General features: G+C 40.6%; 13 protein-coding genes and 1 pseudogene. 6 read left to right on the top strand and 8 right to left on the bottom strand.

Annotated features, from left to right (window positions below; genetic code table 11):
- Window positions 1–4: 4 nt before the first annotated feature.
- The 3 genes from WMO13_RS10185 to WMO13_RS10175 all read left to right on the top strand — a co-directional run bounded on the left by WMO13_RS10185 (window position 5) and on the right by WMO13_RS10175 (window position 1,860).
- A complete protein-coding gene (locus tag WMO13_RS10185) occupies window positions 5–595 on the top strand; it encodes a hypothetical protein (RefSeq protein WP_026878892.1) in 591 nt (196 codons plus the stop codon).
- Between the two features lie 8 nt (window positions 596–603).
- The gene (locus WMO13_RS10180) at window positions 604–1,170 is read left to right on the top strand and encodes a phosphatase PAP2 family protein (protein ID WP_026878891.1); all 567 of its coding nucleotides are present in this window, start codon (window positions 604–606) and stop codon (window positions 1,168–1,170) included.
- A gap of 183 nt (window positions 1,171–1,353) precedes the next feature.
- Window positions 1,354–1,860: a hypothetical protein gene (locus tag WMO13_RS10175; RefSeq protein WP_026878890.1), complete on the top strand. Its 507-nt coding sequence runs from the start codon at window positions 1,354–1,356 to the stop codon at window positions 1,858–1,860.
- A gap of 108 nt (window positions 1,861–1,968) precedes the next feature.
- Here the strand turns inward: WMO13_RS10175 and WMO13_RS10170 are convergent, their stop codons facing one another.
- Complete coding sequence (locus WMO13_RS10170) at window positions 1,969–2,916, bottom strand: DUF5655 domain-containing protein (RefSeq protein ID WP_034855664.1); 948 nt, start codon at window positions 2,914–2,916, stop codon at window positions 1,969–1,971.
- A gap of 92 nt (window positions 2,917–3,008) precedes the next feature.
- Window positions 3,009–3,659 carry a MarC family NAAT transporter gene (locus tag WMO13_RS10165; protein WP_026878888.1) on the bottom strand — a complete coding sequence of 217 codons (651 nt, stop codon included), beginning with the start codon at window positions 3,657–3,659 and terminating at the stop codon, window positions 3,009–3,011.
- 230 nt (window positions 3,660–3,889) lie between these two features.
- On the opposite strand from WMO13_RS10165, the gene WMO13_RS10160 reads away from it, so the two are divergent.
- The gene (locus tag WMO13_RS10160) at window positions 3,890–4,645 is read left to right on the top strand and encodes a CPBP family glutamic-type intramembrane protease (RefSeq protein ID WP_026878887.1); all 756 of its coding nucleotides are present in this window, start codon (window positions 3,890–3,892) and stop codon (window positions 4,643–4,645) included.
- A gap of 120 nt (window positions 4,646–4,765) precedes the next feature.
- Here the strand turns inward: WMO13_RS10160 and WMO13_RS10155 are convergent, their stop codons facing one another.
- The 4 genes from WMO13_RS10155 to WMO13_RS10140 form a co-directional block, all read right to left on the bottom strand.
- A complete protein-coding gene (locus WMO13_RS10155; protein WP_051396215.1) occupies window positions 4,766–7,078 on the bottom strand; it encodes a TonB-dependent hemoglobin/transferrin/lactoferrin family receptor in 2,313 nt (770 codons plus the stop codon).
- A gap of 296 nt (window positions 7,079–7,374) precedes the next feature.
- On the bottom strand, window positions 7,375–8,604 hold the full coding sequence (locus WMO13_RS10150) for an NRAMP family divalent metal transporter (RefSeq protein ID WP_026878886.1): 1,230 nt from the start codon (window positions 8,602–8,604) through the stop codon (window positions 7,375–7,377).
- A gap of 184 nt (window positions 8,605–8,788) precedes the next feature.
- A complete protein-coding gene (locus WMO13_RS10145) occupies window positions 8,789–10,024 on the bottom strand; it encodes an amidohydrolase family protein (RefSeq protein WP_026878885.1) in 1,236 nt (411 codons plus the stop codon).
- A gap of 123 nt (window positions 10,025–10,147) precedes the next feature.
- Window positions 10,148–11,497 (bottom strand): hypothetical protein, encoded by a 1,350-nt coding sequence (locus WMO13_RS10140; protein ID WP_026878884.1) that lies wholly within the window; start codon window positions 11,495–11,497, stop codon window positions 10,148–10,150.
- Between the two features lie 193 nt (window positions 11,498–11,690).
- Here WMO13_RS10140 and cynR point away from each other — a divergent pair, with 193 nt between their 5' ends.
- On the top strand, window positions 11,691–12,626 hold the full coding sequence (cynR, locus tag WMO13_RS10135) for a transcriptional regulator CynR (protein ID WP_342386851.1): 936 nt from the start codon (window positions 11,691–11,693) through the stop codon (window positions 12,624–12,626).
- Window positions 12,627–12,798: 172 nt separating this feature from the next.
- Window positions 12,799–13,506 carry a CDGSH iron-sulfur domain-containing protein gene (locus WMO13_RS10130; protein ID WP_051396214.1) on the top strand — a complete coding sequence of 236 codons (708 nt, stop codon included), beginning with the start codon at window positions 12,799–12,801 and terminating at the stop codon, window positions 13,504–13,506.
- Window positions 13,507–13,557: 51 nt separating this feature from the next.
- Here WMO13_RS10130 and WMO13_RS10125 read toward each other — a convergent pair whose 3' ends face one another.
- Entirely contained in the window at window positions 13,558–13,845 is a 288-nt protein-coding gene (locus WMO13_RS10125) for a DUF1294 domain-containing protein (protein WP_026878882.1), read from the bottom strand.
- 358 nt (window positions 13,846–14,203) lie between these two features.
- Window positions 14,204–15,522, bottom strand: a pseudogene (locus tag WMO13_RS10120) (c-type cytochrome).
- Window position 15,523 lies beyond the last annotated feature (1 nt).

The following is a 15,523-nucleotide window of genomic DNA, read 5'->3' as shown; positions in this document are numbered from 1 at the left end:
GATTATGACTCAGAACTATAACAATCAACAGCCTCTTCAAGAAGAGATGACCTCACAAACTTCAGGTGCTGATAGTAAAGCCACTGAAGAAAACCGTGTACATAGTGACAATGTTGGCAATCCGACCTTGGGGAATCAAACTGCTGAAAATCGAACAGCTGAACATCAAACCACCGAAAACAACCCTTCTGCAAGCAATCAGAAGCAACGACCTTCTCTGATTGATCAGATGGCACAAGGACTTGATGCACTAGGCAATATGTTTGAACAATTTGCCAAACAGTTTGAGACAGAATCATTAACGCTCGATGAATTGATTCAGAAACTCAGCCCATCTGTCGATCAAGATATGATCAAAACAGCAAAGGCTCAAAATCTTACTGCTTTAGGCGGCGAGCTTTACCTTATCAAAGAGGATGCACGTATGGGGCATTTTAAAGTCGATATTAAGCTCTATTTTATCGATCAACAGAAAAACTATATCTTGCGAGAAAAAACGATTTCTCCACAACTGCTAGTCTTAACTAAAGAAGCCAAAGCGGATCTATTACAAAACGCCCCTATTAAATACCCAATTGCGGCTCCTAAAGCATAGGAGGGCACGTGAATACTGAATTTGCAAGAGCAATAGAGAAAGTTACACAACAACAAGAAAAAATTGAGCAATATCGGATCGCCGTAAAAGAACTTGAAAAAGATAGCACAAATTTTGATGCAATACCCTCGGGCTACACCTTTTTTATGATGGTTGTAGCAGCTCTATTTGGTTATTTTGCGTACAAGTTTTTAGAGGATAGTGCTTGGTGGTGGATTACTCTAGCAGTATTAGGCGCTGTGGGTGCAAGCGTTTACCTATCTGCATCGATTGTGAAATTTGATATGAAATACCGCCTTGGGCGCTTGATTAAAAGCCAACAAAAGGCTCTTAAAAAAATCACCAAAACCGGGAGTGAGGAAGTAGCAAAACTCGGCATGGCGACTATTGATCAAATCGCACAGAAAACAGCGCTTGGGGAATTAGATCCCAATCTTTTAAAAACATTAATGGATATTATGGTTCAACAGAAACTAGTGCAAGAGATCAAACTCAATGAGAACAAAGTTCTTTATAAAGGGCTTATGCCTCAAGCACAGATGAATATCATCTCTGAAGTGATTCAAGTTGATTAATCCAATAACTGCCTCCTTTTAGAGGCAATCACAAATGCACCTGCAAGTGATGTTTGAGTAAGATCCCTGCTCATAATTTCTTACACAGATGTCGCTTGTAGGTACTTTTAAACCGTCTCATCCTGCAACATTGTATTCATTGACCATTAGACTTTTGATTTTATCCATTCTAAGGAGACCTTTATGCAATACGCTTATCAACCTATCATCGCCCAACTTGACGATATCGATTTTGAAGTGAGCGGTAAATTATTAGAGTCTAGTCGAATTCTGCTCAAAGCTTCATCTTGCTCCTACTATCTCGGTGCCTTAGATACCGGCATTTGGGAAAAGATCGCTGCAACCGGGGAAGCAATCACCATCCGAGTACAACGCACGAATTATGCGGTTCAAGCCGATCTCGTGCGGGAATCCTTTAGCCGCTATATTGATGACAACATGCCGATTCTCTATGAAGCTCAACAGCTACTACATAAGCATAGTAAACCCTTTACTCCCTATATCAATCATCTCGCAGTGTCCACTTTCGAGATCGACAATAGCGCTACCAATGAAGATTGGTTCGATCAACTCTCTGCTGAAATCGACAAGATGGATAAGGCCTTAGAAGATTTTGCCGAACGCTGTAAAGAGACTGCGACATTACTCCAAGCCATTATGAAAGAAGATGAAGCGCGTAATATTGCTTAATTATTGCATGACTTATTATAACTTTATATCTCATAAAAAATGCCTTACTCATCATTAATAAGTAAGGCATTTTGATTTGTTTACTACATTAAATGAATCACACAATCATTACAACTTCTGCTTAATTACACTCAAGATATACTCTAAATCTCTAGTGTCTGTAATAGTCACTTCATAATCCCCACTGCCCAAATGACCTAATTGGCTAACATTTCGGAAGAGGTTTCGAGCATCATCCAGTGTTCCCCAGATAGCATTAATCCAGAGCTTCAAAGCGCTCTTTTGCAAATGAATATCGACAATACTAGAACGATCTTTTCGAAAAGAGGCATATAGCTTATTAAATTTGAGCTCTAAATTATCATCTAAATTTAAAATGGCATCTTTAAATTTTTGAAATAACTCACAAATGGCATCAGGTTTCCCCTGTAATAGATACTCCTCGTCATACTCAATAATCTCTTTTGGAATTGCGGGTATCACTTTTGCTTTAATAGACGCACCACTATAAGATCCATTCGATTCGCCAAAAGTACTTGCCTCTAATGTCGGAGCATTCTTAGAGCGTTCTAGGAAATTCACCGTTAAGATACCGTTGTCATATCGTTTAAACTCTACTAATTCAATACCCAGATTCTTAAAATTAGTAGCATTTCTCTGAAAATCAGTGAAACTATTTGCCACAAATAACACCCGACTTTGACTCCAATCGATATCTTTACGTAACAAGTGCGTATCAGGATTTTGCTCATTATATTCAATAATTAAACTATCTCGATATTCGAGCATAGCATTGAGATAAGCAACGCCTTGATCAACAACGCTCTGACTACGATCCCGCTTATATTCAATAATCACAAACGCTTGTCTATCTTTATCAAAAGCAACTGTATCAAAACGAAACTGCTTTAAAGAAAATTCCGAACGTACCAAAGTCAATCCTGTGAAAAGCGTGAGATTCTCTTCAAAAACACGCTGCATCTCTTTCTCTAATTGAAAAGGATGCTCTTTTACAGCATTTATTGAGTGATGTTGAACTTGATAAATATTTGTCATAATTTTATAACCGCCACCAACATTAATAATGCATTTAAAAATAAAACAAAATTATATTATCAATAAACATAATATTATAAAATATTTCAATGCTACCCATGATACTGCTGAATAATCTCAAGTACGCCATTAATCACGAATTGCACGCCGATACAGACTAGTAAGAATCCCATCAATCGAGAGATGGCATTAATGCCCTTCTCACCTAAAAAACGCATAATCGCATTCGAGAAATAGAGGCCCAGCCAAAGAGCGCCGGCGATAATGAGGGCAACTAAAGGGGGTGCTAACAAAAAGACAAATTCAGAAACGTGTTGATCGGTATGTAAGGTAGAAGCGGTACTGACCACTAAGGCAATTGTTCCAGGCCCCGCTGTTGCTGGCATTGCAAGAGGAACGAAGCTGATACTAGAGCTCGTTCTTGCCGCTTTAGATGGCGTTACATCTGACTCATTCGCTGAAGGGAATAACATCGTAAAGCCAATAAAGGCGACAATCATTCCCCCTGAAATTCGTAATCCCGCAATCGAGATACCCAAGGCATGCATAATATAGTTCCCGGCATACCAAGTAGCCAAGAGAATCAAAAGCGTATAAAAAGCACTCTGAAAAGCGGTTTTATCCCGTTCTGATTTTGGCATATTGCCGGCAAGGCCTAAGAACATTGCCACCGCCGTTAACGGATTAGCGAGCGGTAAAAGTAACACAACACCTAAAAATACGGCTTTTCCTAATTCAATCATAAATATCTAAATCCTTAAAAGTTGATTAACTCTCCACGTGCATATTAGTATTAAATTCTATTGAAGGATTTTCTATACCAATGAACAATATTAAGATTCCAATAATAATTGTAAACTAAATCGGTCATTTAAAATGATAATAATTAATATTATTTATATCACACGCTCAGCTCATCCTAGCATCATTTAATTTATTAAATGATATCTAGAATATTATTAGGTAAAAAATTATGACAACGACTATACAAAAAAAGTATCTACAATGGTTTGATCTTATTATTCTCACACTTATTCTATTTGGCCAGGCGATCTATTCTTCCACTTATCAATACTATTTATTATCTCAAGGTGATTTAACATTAAATGAAACCACTACATTCTCTGCAAGTGACAATTATAACGCTCTTATATTCCAATTAATTTTACTGAGCTTAGCACTTTTCTATTTAAAAATTCGAAATTTCAACCTCTCTAACTTTCGTTCTGCTATTTTGTTAGATCGGCTAACGCTCTTAAAAGCTGTTAGTATTTTTCTTATCGCTGCCTTAATAATGGATCTCTACTACTTTGGCACTCAAAAACTTTTCTTTGCGATAAATTGGATAGACTATTCAACTGCTAATTCTCTAGTTTCGACCTATACCATAGAGCCTGAACTTATTGAACAAAAAGGAACAACTCTAGGATATATTATATCAATTATCAGCTACGCCCTTCTCAATGGCATTTATGAAGAGCTCTTTTTTTTAGGGATCTGTCTTGCTGTTGCTCCAAAATATCTTAAATGGGCTATAGTCTATTCACTAATCATTCGTTGTAGTTTTCATACTTATCAAGGAATGACAACAGCTTTAGGCCTAGGGTTTCTTCTAGGGCTCCTATTACTCTTACTCTACCGCTATTTTAGACCCAAAAACTTATTACCATTCTTCTTAGCACATACACTTGCAGATATTTTTGGGCTCTCTATTTGGTACTATCTATAAAAATACGGCTATTAACCTAAAGGATTTATCAATTTATCAAAATGAAGTACCTATTTGATTATATTTTGCAAATTGATAAATCCCTACAGATGGATATTTGACCATTCAATCTGATAATAACTAAAACTTCGCCTCAAAAGAGATGGCAAAATTGCGTTTAGGAGCGGTAAAACGCTCTAAGCCTTTTCCTTGTCGGTCAATGCGGTTGGTCGTACCAAAGGTGGGAAGATCTCGCAAACTATCCCAAGTGGTGTAACTTCGATTGAAGAGATTAAAAACGCCAATATTCATGGTGATATCCCGATCGATCTTAATTTGACTCGTTAAATCCACCACAAAATAACGATTACTTAAATAGGGCCACTCTTTCACCTCCGCACCGCGCCAAGAGTAGTAAGTTTCTAAGGTATCTTTCCCTTTTTTCGCAGCACTATAGCGCCCTGTTAATGACACATTCCACCGTCCATTATCTGCATGATAATCCACGCCGGCAATGACACTCCAAGGCTGAATTGATTTTAGAGGGTCTCCATCTTGATTACGTCCTTTACTATATTGCCCTTTAAGATGAAAATTCCATTGATTCGATAATCCTAGGGCTTCCCCATTTAAACTGCCCGAGATTTCAAGTCCTGAAATATGGGCTTTTGCCACATTCACAAATTGAATCTGATTGATCGAAAGATAGGGTTCACCGCCCCAATAGCTATTTGGATCATACCAAGGATTCGGCAATCGTCCCTCGCTGACGCGCTCTTCAATAAAGTTTCGATATTGACTATAGAAAGCACCTACGCGCAAGAGAGCAATATCATTTTGAAACTGATAACTCACCTCTTGATTCAACGCTTTTTCAGGCTTCAAATCAGGATTAGACATAAAATGATTCATCCCACCTTTGCCAAACTCAAAGAACATCTCCTCAATACGAGGGGCGCGAAAGCCGGTGCCGATCTGATAACTCAATTGATGCTCCGAGGTAAGATGGTACGTTAAACCAAGTTGCCAAGAGAGATTGCGGAAATGTTTCTGTTGATCATCAAAACTCACCGGGAATTTATTACGCCCATCTAATTGCGGGGCATAACGATAATCATCATAGCGAAGTCCAGCCACTGCTTGTAGTGATTCACTCAAATCAATCTCATCTCGTAAAGCAAGCGAGAATACCCGCGATTTTACCGGTGTCATAATGCTATAACGAGATGGATGAGCAACACCATTGAGGTAAAGAATATCGTGATTACTATTTTGTAATCGCCCATGCCGATATTCTGCCTTCGCTTGAAAAGAATGGCTCTGCGCGCCTATCTCAATAGCTTGCGTAAACAGCTCGCCTTTCAGTAGTTTTTGATTTTGCTGAAACTCTCGAAAATAGTGCTGATCGACAATAGAGGGATCACTCTGCTTCACATTATAGGTATCGGAACGCATCCAGATCTTCTGCACAGCCCCTATGACATTGATTGTATCGAGCCAATTCGAATTCGTTGCCACATAATCATATTCCAAGCCATAGCGACGATAGGGGGAAGTATCTTCGGCAAAACGATAAGTACCCCAACTATCAAAACTCTTCTCTGCCATCTTCTGCCGCTGATCTCGGCGCTCATAAAAGGCCGTTAAACGATGATCCTCCCATTCATAGCCCATTTTACTGAGCCAAGCCGTCGAATGACGCAACAAAGGATCCGGTTTTCCACGAGCAGAACCATAGATATTTTCTCCATGTCCATTATTAATGGTTTCATGTCCCCGGCGCTTAGTGACCTGTGCAAAGCCAAAAAGACCATTATGACGAAAACCTGCCCCTAAAACCTGACGCCATTCCCGGTTTTTAGAGCTATAACCACTCTTCCAATATCCACCTAAAGAACGTCCCTCTTGGATAAAATCTTCGATATTTTTGGTAGTAAAACGTACCGATCCGCCTATGGCTCCGCTTCCATCAGTGACGGAATTAGCGCCCTTATTGATCATTACTTGGCTGATATTTTCATACTCCGTATTATTAATCGAGCCATTAAAATAACCATAACCTTTATAGATCGATGGCATAAAGCTCTCCGCTTGCGGTAATCCATCGACCAATACCGCCACACGATCTTTGTCGACCCCTCGAATAGCAAAACCATTACTCCCCGCCCGACCGCTCTCTGTTACGCCTACGCCTACTTCATTACGTAGCAGATCACGCTCATCTTGCACCATATTTTGCCGCATCAAATCACTACTCTGCACCGATTGAAAAGGCGTTGCCGGCAAAGCCGTTCCTTGTACGACAATCTTCGCAAGATCAATTATAGGAATAGGGTCCGTTTCATCAGATTTACCTGGTTTATCAGACTCATCCGGCAATTGCGCCCAAAGTAACGAGGGGATTGAAACAGCGGAAAAAAGCATCATAGCGGAAAAAGTAGTTTTCGATAACATAGTCTTCTCAAATCTAAATAGGAATCATTCACGAATAAGAAAATTATCAGATACGCAAACTGTTATCAATTTTTAATTTTATTCTTCAGTTTTTATCAATCACCTACGGCTTTCACTGATAACTTCTGATACTGTTCAATTTTTCACCATCTTATTGATTCTATTTAATGGGTTTATTCTCACAATCAATTCGCTTCTCAGCAGATCATCGGCAGAAAAAGGGCATAAAAATAAGCCACTTCTCCGCAGAGAAATGACTTATCATTGTTATCGTTAAATGATCATAAATTGAACATTTAACTCAAAATAGTACTCACAAATCCAATAATGCTATTGATGCCTAATACAATAGTGACCAATATTGCAAATCCACCAATGATATTTTGTAATAGCGTGTTTTTATACGTCCCCATTAATGCCCGACTATTGGCAACAATCATCACCATAATAGCAATAATCGGGAGAAAAATACCGCTTAAAGCTGAGGCAAAGACAATAATTTGTACAGGACTCTGCCCTAAAGCAGATAAGATAGTTCCAAAAATAACCGCAGAGCCTCCGGCGACTCTTGATTTTAAGCCATCTCTTTTCCATCCTAAAATATGAGCTACAACCTCTTTTAAAATCAATGGCGTTGCGATCGCACTCGATAACCCCGCGCAGGCAATACCAATATCGCCGACATAGCGTGCATACTCCCCTAAAATCGGTTCAAGCATCTGTGAAAAGATGATCGGACTAGTCACGACTGTACCGGTACCAAAAAGAACGGTTCCCGCAGTAATCACAATCGCAGCGGTGATCAGTAGGCCAATACCGATATTAAAGTTAGTATCAAAATAGGCTTCTGAGAGTTGCGCTGGATCCCGCCACTTCTCTGCGGAGCTTAAGGAGTGAATAAGAATATTAATACCAATGAGCGTTGTACCAATCAGTGCAATAATATTCGTTAAAGCACCTTCAGGAATTTGAGGTGTAATAAACCCTTTAGCGACAGCAAAATAATCAGGCTTAACCGCAATCATCGCAAAGATAAAGATGATCCCCATCGCCGCTACAAAGAGCGACATTAATGTTTCTAAGGTCTTTGCTGTCCCTAAGACAACGGCATAAAATGCAATTGCGCCTAAAATCAAGGAAGCAAGCCATTGAGGGAGACTAAAGAGATCAGCGAGCCCCATCGATCCTCCGATTAAATTTCCCGCTTCAAATCCAAAACCTGTCACAAAAAGTGTGAGCGTCACAACCACGATAATCCCACTTTTCACCAAAGAATAATGTTGAAAACGAGCCACTGTGGCTTCCGTTACCTCTTTATGTGTCACGATCGAAACACGGCTTGTCATTCTCATCAATGAGATTAACGCAATCCCAGAAAAAAGAATCACCCATAAGAGAGCATATTGATAATTCACACCGGCCAATGTCGTCGTTGTGATAGTTCCAGGTCCAATAAATGCACTCGTGACAATCGCTGCAGGTCCCATATTTTTAAATCGACTGATCATCGTTCGCTTCTCTTTCATCTTTTACCTTTGTAGGTTCTCTGTACTGCCCATTTCATACTTCACAATAAACGGGATAAACGCTAAGTATTAACAGATCAATAAGATCCCCTTAGCTTCTATCCCGCTCCCCGCACCACTTACAGTCCTAGCGGCTTACCCCCCTATAAGTGGCATTCTTCAAAAATGTAACAAAGGCATTTCTCTAGAAACCGATTGTTTGACTCACTACTGTTTCAGCGATCACTTTGCCACCTTTAATCACTTTTAAGGCGGCAGGAATATCGAGAATGACATCACTGAGCTTTTGGGTATTGAGAAGGACGAGATCCGCTTTTTTACCCACAGCAAGACCGTAATCTTTCAAATTCATTGCTTTAGCAGGATTATACGTTAACATCGGTAATACGGTAGCCTGATCATCCGCACCCCCTAAATGCGCTGCAGGAATCGCTAACATCGAGATATGTAACAAATTACCTGTTCCGAAAGGGGTAAAAGCATTGCGGATATTATTCGTTGCCAAGCAGACATTGACACCAGCATCTCTTAATAGTCGAACAGGGGTTAAGGAACGGCGAACATTAGACTCATCTTTACGTGCACCTAAATGAAGATCTGTGGCAGGAAGGCACATTACACTAATTTCAGCCTCTTTTAAAAGGCGGATAATCTCCTGTTGACGCTCTGGTGTTGCGGCCCCTAAACTCGTTAAATGCCCCACACTTACACGACCCTGCCATCCTTTCTCGATCGTTTTTTGTGCGACATATTCAATAGACATATTCTCGGCACTATCCGAAAAATCTTGATGCAAATCGATATCTTTATTAAAACGCTCGGCAAGATCGAAAACAAAATCAATATGCTCCTTTGCATCTCGATCATTATAGGGGATTCCACCGACCACATCGGCACCCTTCTCCATCGCTTCGACCATCATCTCTGCTGTGCCTGGATATTTAAAGATTCCCTCTTGAGGAAAAGCCACCACTTGAATATCAATGAGCCCTTTAAACTCCTCCTTCAACTGCATTACGGCATCAAACCCGGTGAAGCCTTGCCCAGGATCGAACTCTGCATGAGCTCGCACATACGTACTCCCATTTTGGATTAAAGTGCGAATCACCGCTCTTGAACGCGCCATAATATCTTCAGCCGTAAAGGTTGGCTTCAATTCAGCTGTCACTGCGATCGCCTCTTGTAATGTACCAGAACGATTGGCCTTTCGATCCATTACAAAGGCTTTCTCTAAATGCAGATGGCTCTCTACAAAGCTTGGGATTAAGATATGCCCCTCACCTTCAATACTCTCTTTTGCACGAAGGGGGCTGTTAGATTCAATCGCAGTAATGTAACCCTCTTTAATGGCGACATCTACCAATGGTTGTTGATCATCAATGCGAACGTTGCGAAGAATTAGATCGACTTGGTTACTCATAAATTTCTCCTTTTGAGATTTCATTGATCAATAGTGATATTTTTTGATCTTAGGTTTAATCTTAGGTTTTGACCTTCAATATTGATCTTCAATTTTGAATAGTATTCGCTCTTACAATCATCATTAGACAAAAGCCGAAATGACTAATAGCAGAATCACAGCGCCGGCAACAAAGGGTAAATTACCTCTTGATACTTGAATAATAGGAATTTTGAAGCCTGCAGAGAGCGCTTGCATCGTAATATTAACCAAGCTTAATTGGCTCCCTAATCCCACGCCAATAGCCACCATCCCAATCTGCATCGGGGTAAAGCCTAAAACAACTGTAATGGGTAATACCAAGGTTAAAATCGACCCGACATAAGCGCCGGCAGGAACGCCTATTAAGAAGCCTACAAGAACCGCAACCGGAACCACCATCGCAGCAGGTGCAGCACCGATGACTGAAGCGATGGTGTCAAAAGCCCCCGTTTTTTCGATAACGTAGATGAAGGTTAAGAAAAGTCCCACTGTAAAAAGGCACGTTAAGATATATTGTGAGCCACTCACCATCGCCTCTACAGATTGCTTCGCAGATAATTCACTGCAGAAATAGATCAGCGCAATAGTCACAATGGTATACATCAATGGGCCAAAAATAGCCGTTTCAGATAATCCTGAAGCAATAATCAATTTATTTAAGGAAGGCCCGGCAATAACCGCTGTAAGCAGAAATATTGCAGGTAACGTTAACTTCCAAAGCTCGCCTCTCGTTTTATTCGCAAATCCATCATCCTCATCGGCAATAAAAATCCCCTTCTCTTTTAATGTGCCAATAAATGCAATCACAATAGAGAGCACGACAAAAAGTAGCCAAATCGGTTGCATTGTCGCCACATACTCTGCAATAGGCGTGCCAGAAAGATCGGACACAACACTCGATTCTAAAGAGGCAGGTGAGGTGGTAAAAGAAGCCGCCGTTGCAATCGACATTCCGGCAATGAGATAACGATTTGCCCCTAAAGCAGCAAAGGCTAAAGGCGCGATAACCATCGCACTACCACCACCAATACCAGACATATAGGTTGCCGCAGATTGCAATATAACAATGAAAGCTGCCACAAATTCAAGCCGCCCCCCAATACTTCGACGCACCAGTGTTAGCGCTGCGGTATACCCGCCCGCTTTAAATACAGCCGTTGCAACCGCCGAGTTAATGATAGGTACAGTATTCGATAGCATTTTCGGAACTGTCTCCATCATAATCGCATTCGCACCTGCCATTCCTATTCCACCAATGATCATAGCCATTACGCCTCCTGCAAGCGCGGCAATCAACATATCTACCTGCATAAAAAGGAGGACTAAAATCAACACTAAAGGAATAATACTCACTAAGTGATAAAATGTTATATCGGGGGATCCTTTTGCGATAATTGCAAGGATATAACATATTAGAACAGCTGCAAATAACCAGATTGTTTTTCTACTCATATGAACACCTTTCTGCTAATAGCCCTTGGAGTTTTATTGAACATTGATTCAATTTTGCGTCGATATTGACAACAATTGAAATTAAAAAAATAGCGCATACCCTCAAAATAGTGGGATTTACAATACTTCCTAATGGTAATATGACTCAGGTTATCGCCTCTTATTCATAAGGTAAAAGTCTTATTTATAATAGGTGTCATTAGTAAAACTAATAGGTCGAACTATGCATTTACGTTATATCCGCTATTTCCTCACTGTGGCCGAGTATCAAAGTTTCACAAAGGCAGCTGAAGCATTACATATTTCTCAACCCGCTTTATCGCAACAGATCAAATTATTAGAAGAAAATTTAAATACCCAACTCTTTGATCGAAGTGGTAGAGCGATTCGATTAACGGATGCGGGGAAGATATATTTAGAGTATACGCAGCGGGCCTTTTTGACTCTACATGAAGGAAAACAGGCGATTCATGATATGAGTAATCTCAGTAGAGGGTCTATCCGTATTGCGGTCACGCCCACTTTTATCACTTATTTTATTGGTTTAGCCGCAGCCCAATTAAATGAACAATACCCAAATATCACACTTCATATTTATGAAGCATCTCAATCTAAAATAGAACAGAGGCTCTTAAAAAATGAGATTGATCTAGGGATTGCCTTTGATGAAAGCTACTCATCACAAGTTGCTTATACCCCTTTACTAGTAGAACGCCTCGCATTTGTTGTCTCAACACAACATCCGCTTGCTATGACTAAAGAAATGAGTTTAAAACAATTAAGAAAGCAACAATTAGTACTGCTTAATCAAGGCTTTGCCACTAGAAGGCAAATTGATCAGCACTTTCGAAAAATAGGATTATATCTAGAGGCACATATGGAAGTAGAATCGATAGGTGCGATTTTAGAAATCATAAAACAGAGTAAATTAGCCACTATCATTCCAGAAATAATTCCACTCCATCAATCTAACCTAATAGCAATTCCCCTTAAAGAACTAGCCTTAGAAAGAACAGCTATTCTTATGCATAGAAAAGGCGCTTGGCAATCTTCCGCTGTCAAAGCATTTATAGACATTGCCTTGCAAATTGGCCAAGATATGATGGCTCCTATAAAAACAATATATTAATGCATATTAATATATTTAATGTTTACAATAATCTAGACTCTTACATTACTTACCCATGAACAATGAGAGATGAATATCAACTAGTTATCTATGATAGACTAAAGTTAGCTATATAATGCCGTATAAAAATGGGAAATCCCACATTTATGCATTTTTCTAGGAGGAAGATACCATGTTCAAAATTAAAGTAAGTAAAAATGGCCCCTATCTGGTTTCAAACCTTGAGAAGCTCTCGCAAGAAGCGTATATGCCGGATAATAATGGCGTACTGAATCCTATTGAATTACAACAATTTCCTGTGGAAAAAAAGATGGCACTTTGCCGGTGCGGTCATTCAAAACAGGCGCCTTTTTGCGATGGCTCCCATGAGAAAGTGAATTTTGATGGCACTGAAACAGCCGATCATTCTGCCTATTTAGATCGAAGTGAAACTTTTACGGGTCCCAAACTCTCTCTATTAGATGATGAGCGTTGTGCCTTTTCACGTTTTTGTCACCGAGAACAAGGGGAAGTCTGGACATTAACAACACAATCTGATGACCCGGAAAAAGCCAAAGAAGCGATACAAGGCGCTTCACTCTGTCCTTCTGGTCGCTTAACCGCCGTATTAGATGGCGAACTTGTAGAAGATGAATATGAAGATACGCTCGCTATCGCCGAAGATCTGCAAGAACGCGTGAGTGCAAGCCTCAATGCCCGAGGAGATTTTACCCTTGAAAGCGCCGATGGCACACTCTATGAAAAGCGCAACCGCCTTGCCCTTTGCCGCTGTGGGCAATCCCGCAATAAACCTTTTTGCGATGCAAGCCATGTCAATACCGGTTACCAAGATGGGATTGCATTGCCCAAAGAGATTAAAGATGAGATGAAAGAGGAATAATACCCCATATTAGGGATGCACTATCGCTATCCTTAATATCAAGAACAGTCATTACCCCGGCAAATGAACCGTTCTAAGTGACAAAATGACAGCAATGAAAAAGATCGTTGTCACAATAGAGAGCGGTACTAAAATCGTGAATTTAAGATGCTTTGTCTTATGTCGATAGTGCTTCATCCCTAACCATGCACCAACACCGCCCCCTAAGAATGCAACTAATAGGAGCATTTTCTCTGAAATGCGGTATTGCTGCTTAATTGAACGACGTTTATCGATACCGTAGAGCAGATAGGCTAAGCAATTGATAATGATAAGATAACCGACTAAAAATGGTAACACTGGTAACTCCTTGATTCGGTAAAATATTGAATGATGGGCTATATGCCAAGATAAACATAGTTATCAATAAGTATAGTAATATCGGTTCAAAATGAGCTTATTCAAATGCCGGCGCATCAGTTGTCAGAAGCGAGGAAGCTGTTCTATCCGGCATCTTGCAAGTGTTGTTTAGTATGGTTTTATCTTCTTTTAAAACCCCTACAATAGCTGTTGAAAAACCGTTTTTCTTAAACCAAATTGACTATATATTAACGATACGTTTTATATAGTCTATCGCCTCACAATAAAAAAGAGATCACTCTTTTCTAGCGATCTCTTAATAATCATATCCTCATTGATGGGATGGCATTATTGCATGTTACTCCCGCAATGCCTTCACCTCTTCAGCAGTCACATCACCGGGTACACCCCCCAGGCGGTGCGTAAGAAATTCACCAATGAGGCAATCTCTTCATCGCTCATCTCTGTAGTAAATGCCGGCATTGATTGGAAACGCTCATCATTCGGGAAGCTCTGCCAAGGTAATCCATCTAAGATGGATACAATTAAGTTACGACTATCTGGATTCATCACCGTACTATTGCCCACAAGCGGTACAGAAACATTGGGCTTACCGGAACCATCGAGGTTATGACAGCCGGAACACATATTGAGGTAACTATCATATCCAGGGCCCTGTAATGCATCCGCCTTAACATCTACCACTTTCGGCGCCGGCGCTTGGTCACCTAAGAGGAATGTCGCCACCGCACTGATATCTTTCGGTGTGAGTTGGCTTGTACTATTATGAACGACTAGGTACATATCGCTAAAGGCGGAACCTTGAGGAGCAATTCCTTCGGCAAAGTAACGCTCAAGATCCTGTTGCGTCCATCCACGAGCGGCTAAACCTTGCGGCGTAATATCAGGCGCTGAGAACCGCCCCATCACATTGCCGGTAAACATCTTCTCCCGCTCCACTTCACCAAAATCTCCCATCGGCGTATGGCACATTGCACAATGACCTAGCGTATTCACAAGATATTCCCCACGTTTCCATGCATCAGAATTTCCTTTTGAAACCGCTGGTAATGGCGATTTATCAAAGAAAAGCATATTCCATCCCATCAACATCGCGCGCTGATTATAAGGAAATGAGAGCTCATTACTCGGGCTAGGCTCATCTACTGCCGGAACCGACATAAAGTAAGCGTACATTGCATCAGAATCTTCCCGAGTAATATTCGCATAATATGGATACGGCATTGCCGGATAGAGATTCCGGTGAATCGGTGATACCCCTTCAGAGATCGAACGATAGAAGTCATCCGCCGTCCAACGGCCTATACCGTAATCTGCAGAGGGCGTAATATTGCTACTATAAATCGTCCCAAAAGCAGTATCGATCTTATAACCGCCGGCATACATTGCGCCCTCTTTTGTGGTATGACATGAAGCACAATCCCCCGCGGCAGCTAAGTAACGCCCCTTTTCAATCAACTCCGGTGGACTATTGAGTACCTGTTTTGCACCCGAGGGTCGTAAACGCTCATAGAAATCAAACCCCACAATCACGAGAATCACCAAGATAATGATAATCACCAGCGTCACGATCCATTTAAATAATCGCCCCCGTTTTTGATGAGGCTTTGTTCCTTGATCAATGGTTTGATCTTCGATTTTTTTATTCTCTGTCATC

Origin of the sequence: Ignatzschineria larvae DSM 13226 (assembly GCF_038500265.1) — a bacterium.
GTDB classification, from domain to species: Bacteria; Pseudomonadota; Gammaproteobacteria; order Cardiobacteriales; family Wohlfahrtiimonadaceae; genus Ignatzschineria; species Ignatzschineria larvae.
Note: the sequence above shows the minus strand (reverse complement) of the source record. Positions and strands in the feature narration are given on the sequence as shown.

What these genes read in the sequence shown, in the direction of transcription:
- WMO13_RS10145 (WP_026878885.1), bottom strand. Translation starts at nt 10,024, where the DNA reads ATGAGTAACCAAGTCGATCTAATTCTTCGCAACGTTCGCATTGATGAT.
- WMO13_RS10155 (WP_051396215.1), bottom strand. Translation starts at nt 7,078, where the DNA reads ATGTTATCGAAAACTACTTTTTCCGCTATGATGCTTTTTTCCGCTGTT.
- WMO13_RS10160 (WP_026878887.1), top strand. Translation starts at nt 3,890, where the DNA reads ATGACAACGACTATACAAAAAAAGTATCTACAATGGTTTGATCTTATT.
- WMO13_RS10150 (WP_026878886.1), bottom strand. Translation starts at nt 8,604, where the DNA reads ATGAAAGAGAAGCGAACGATGATCAGTCGATTTAAAAATATGGGACCT.
- WMO13_RS10175 (WP_026878890.1), top strand. Translation starts at nt 1,354, where the DNA reads ATGCAATACGCTTATCAACCTATCATCGCCCAACTTGACGATATCGAT.
- WMO13_RS10185 (WP_026878892.1), top strand. Translation starts at nt 5, where the DNA reads ATGACTCAGAACTATAACAATCAACAGCCTCTTCAAGAAGAGATGACC.
- WMO13_RS10170 (WP_034855664.1), bottom strand. Translation starts at nt 2,916, where the DNA reads ATGACAAATATTTATCAAGTTCAACATCACTCAATAAATGCTGTAAAA.
- WMO13_RS10140 (WP_026878884.1), bottom strand. Translation starts at nt 11,497, where the DNA reads ATGAGTAGAAAAACAATCTGGTTATTTGCAGCTGTTCTAATATGTTAT.
- WMO13_RS10130 (WP_051396214.1), top strand. Translation starts at nt 12,799, where the DNA reads ATGTTCAAAATTAAAGTAAGTAAAAATGGCCCCTATCTGGTTTCAAAC.
- WMO13_RS10165 (WP_026878888.1), bottom strand. Translation starts at nt 3,659, where the DNA reads ATGATTGAATTAGGAAAAGCCGTATTTTTAGGTGTTGTGTTACTTTTA.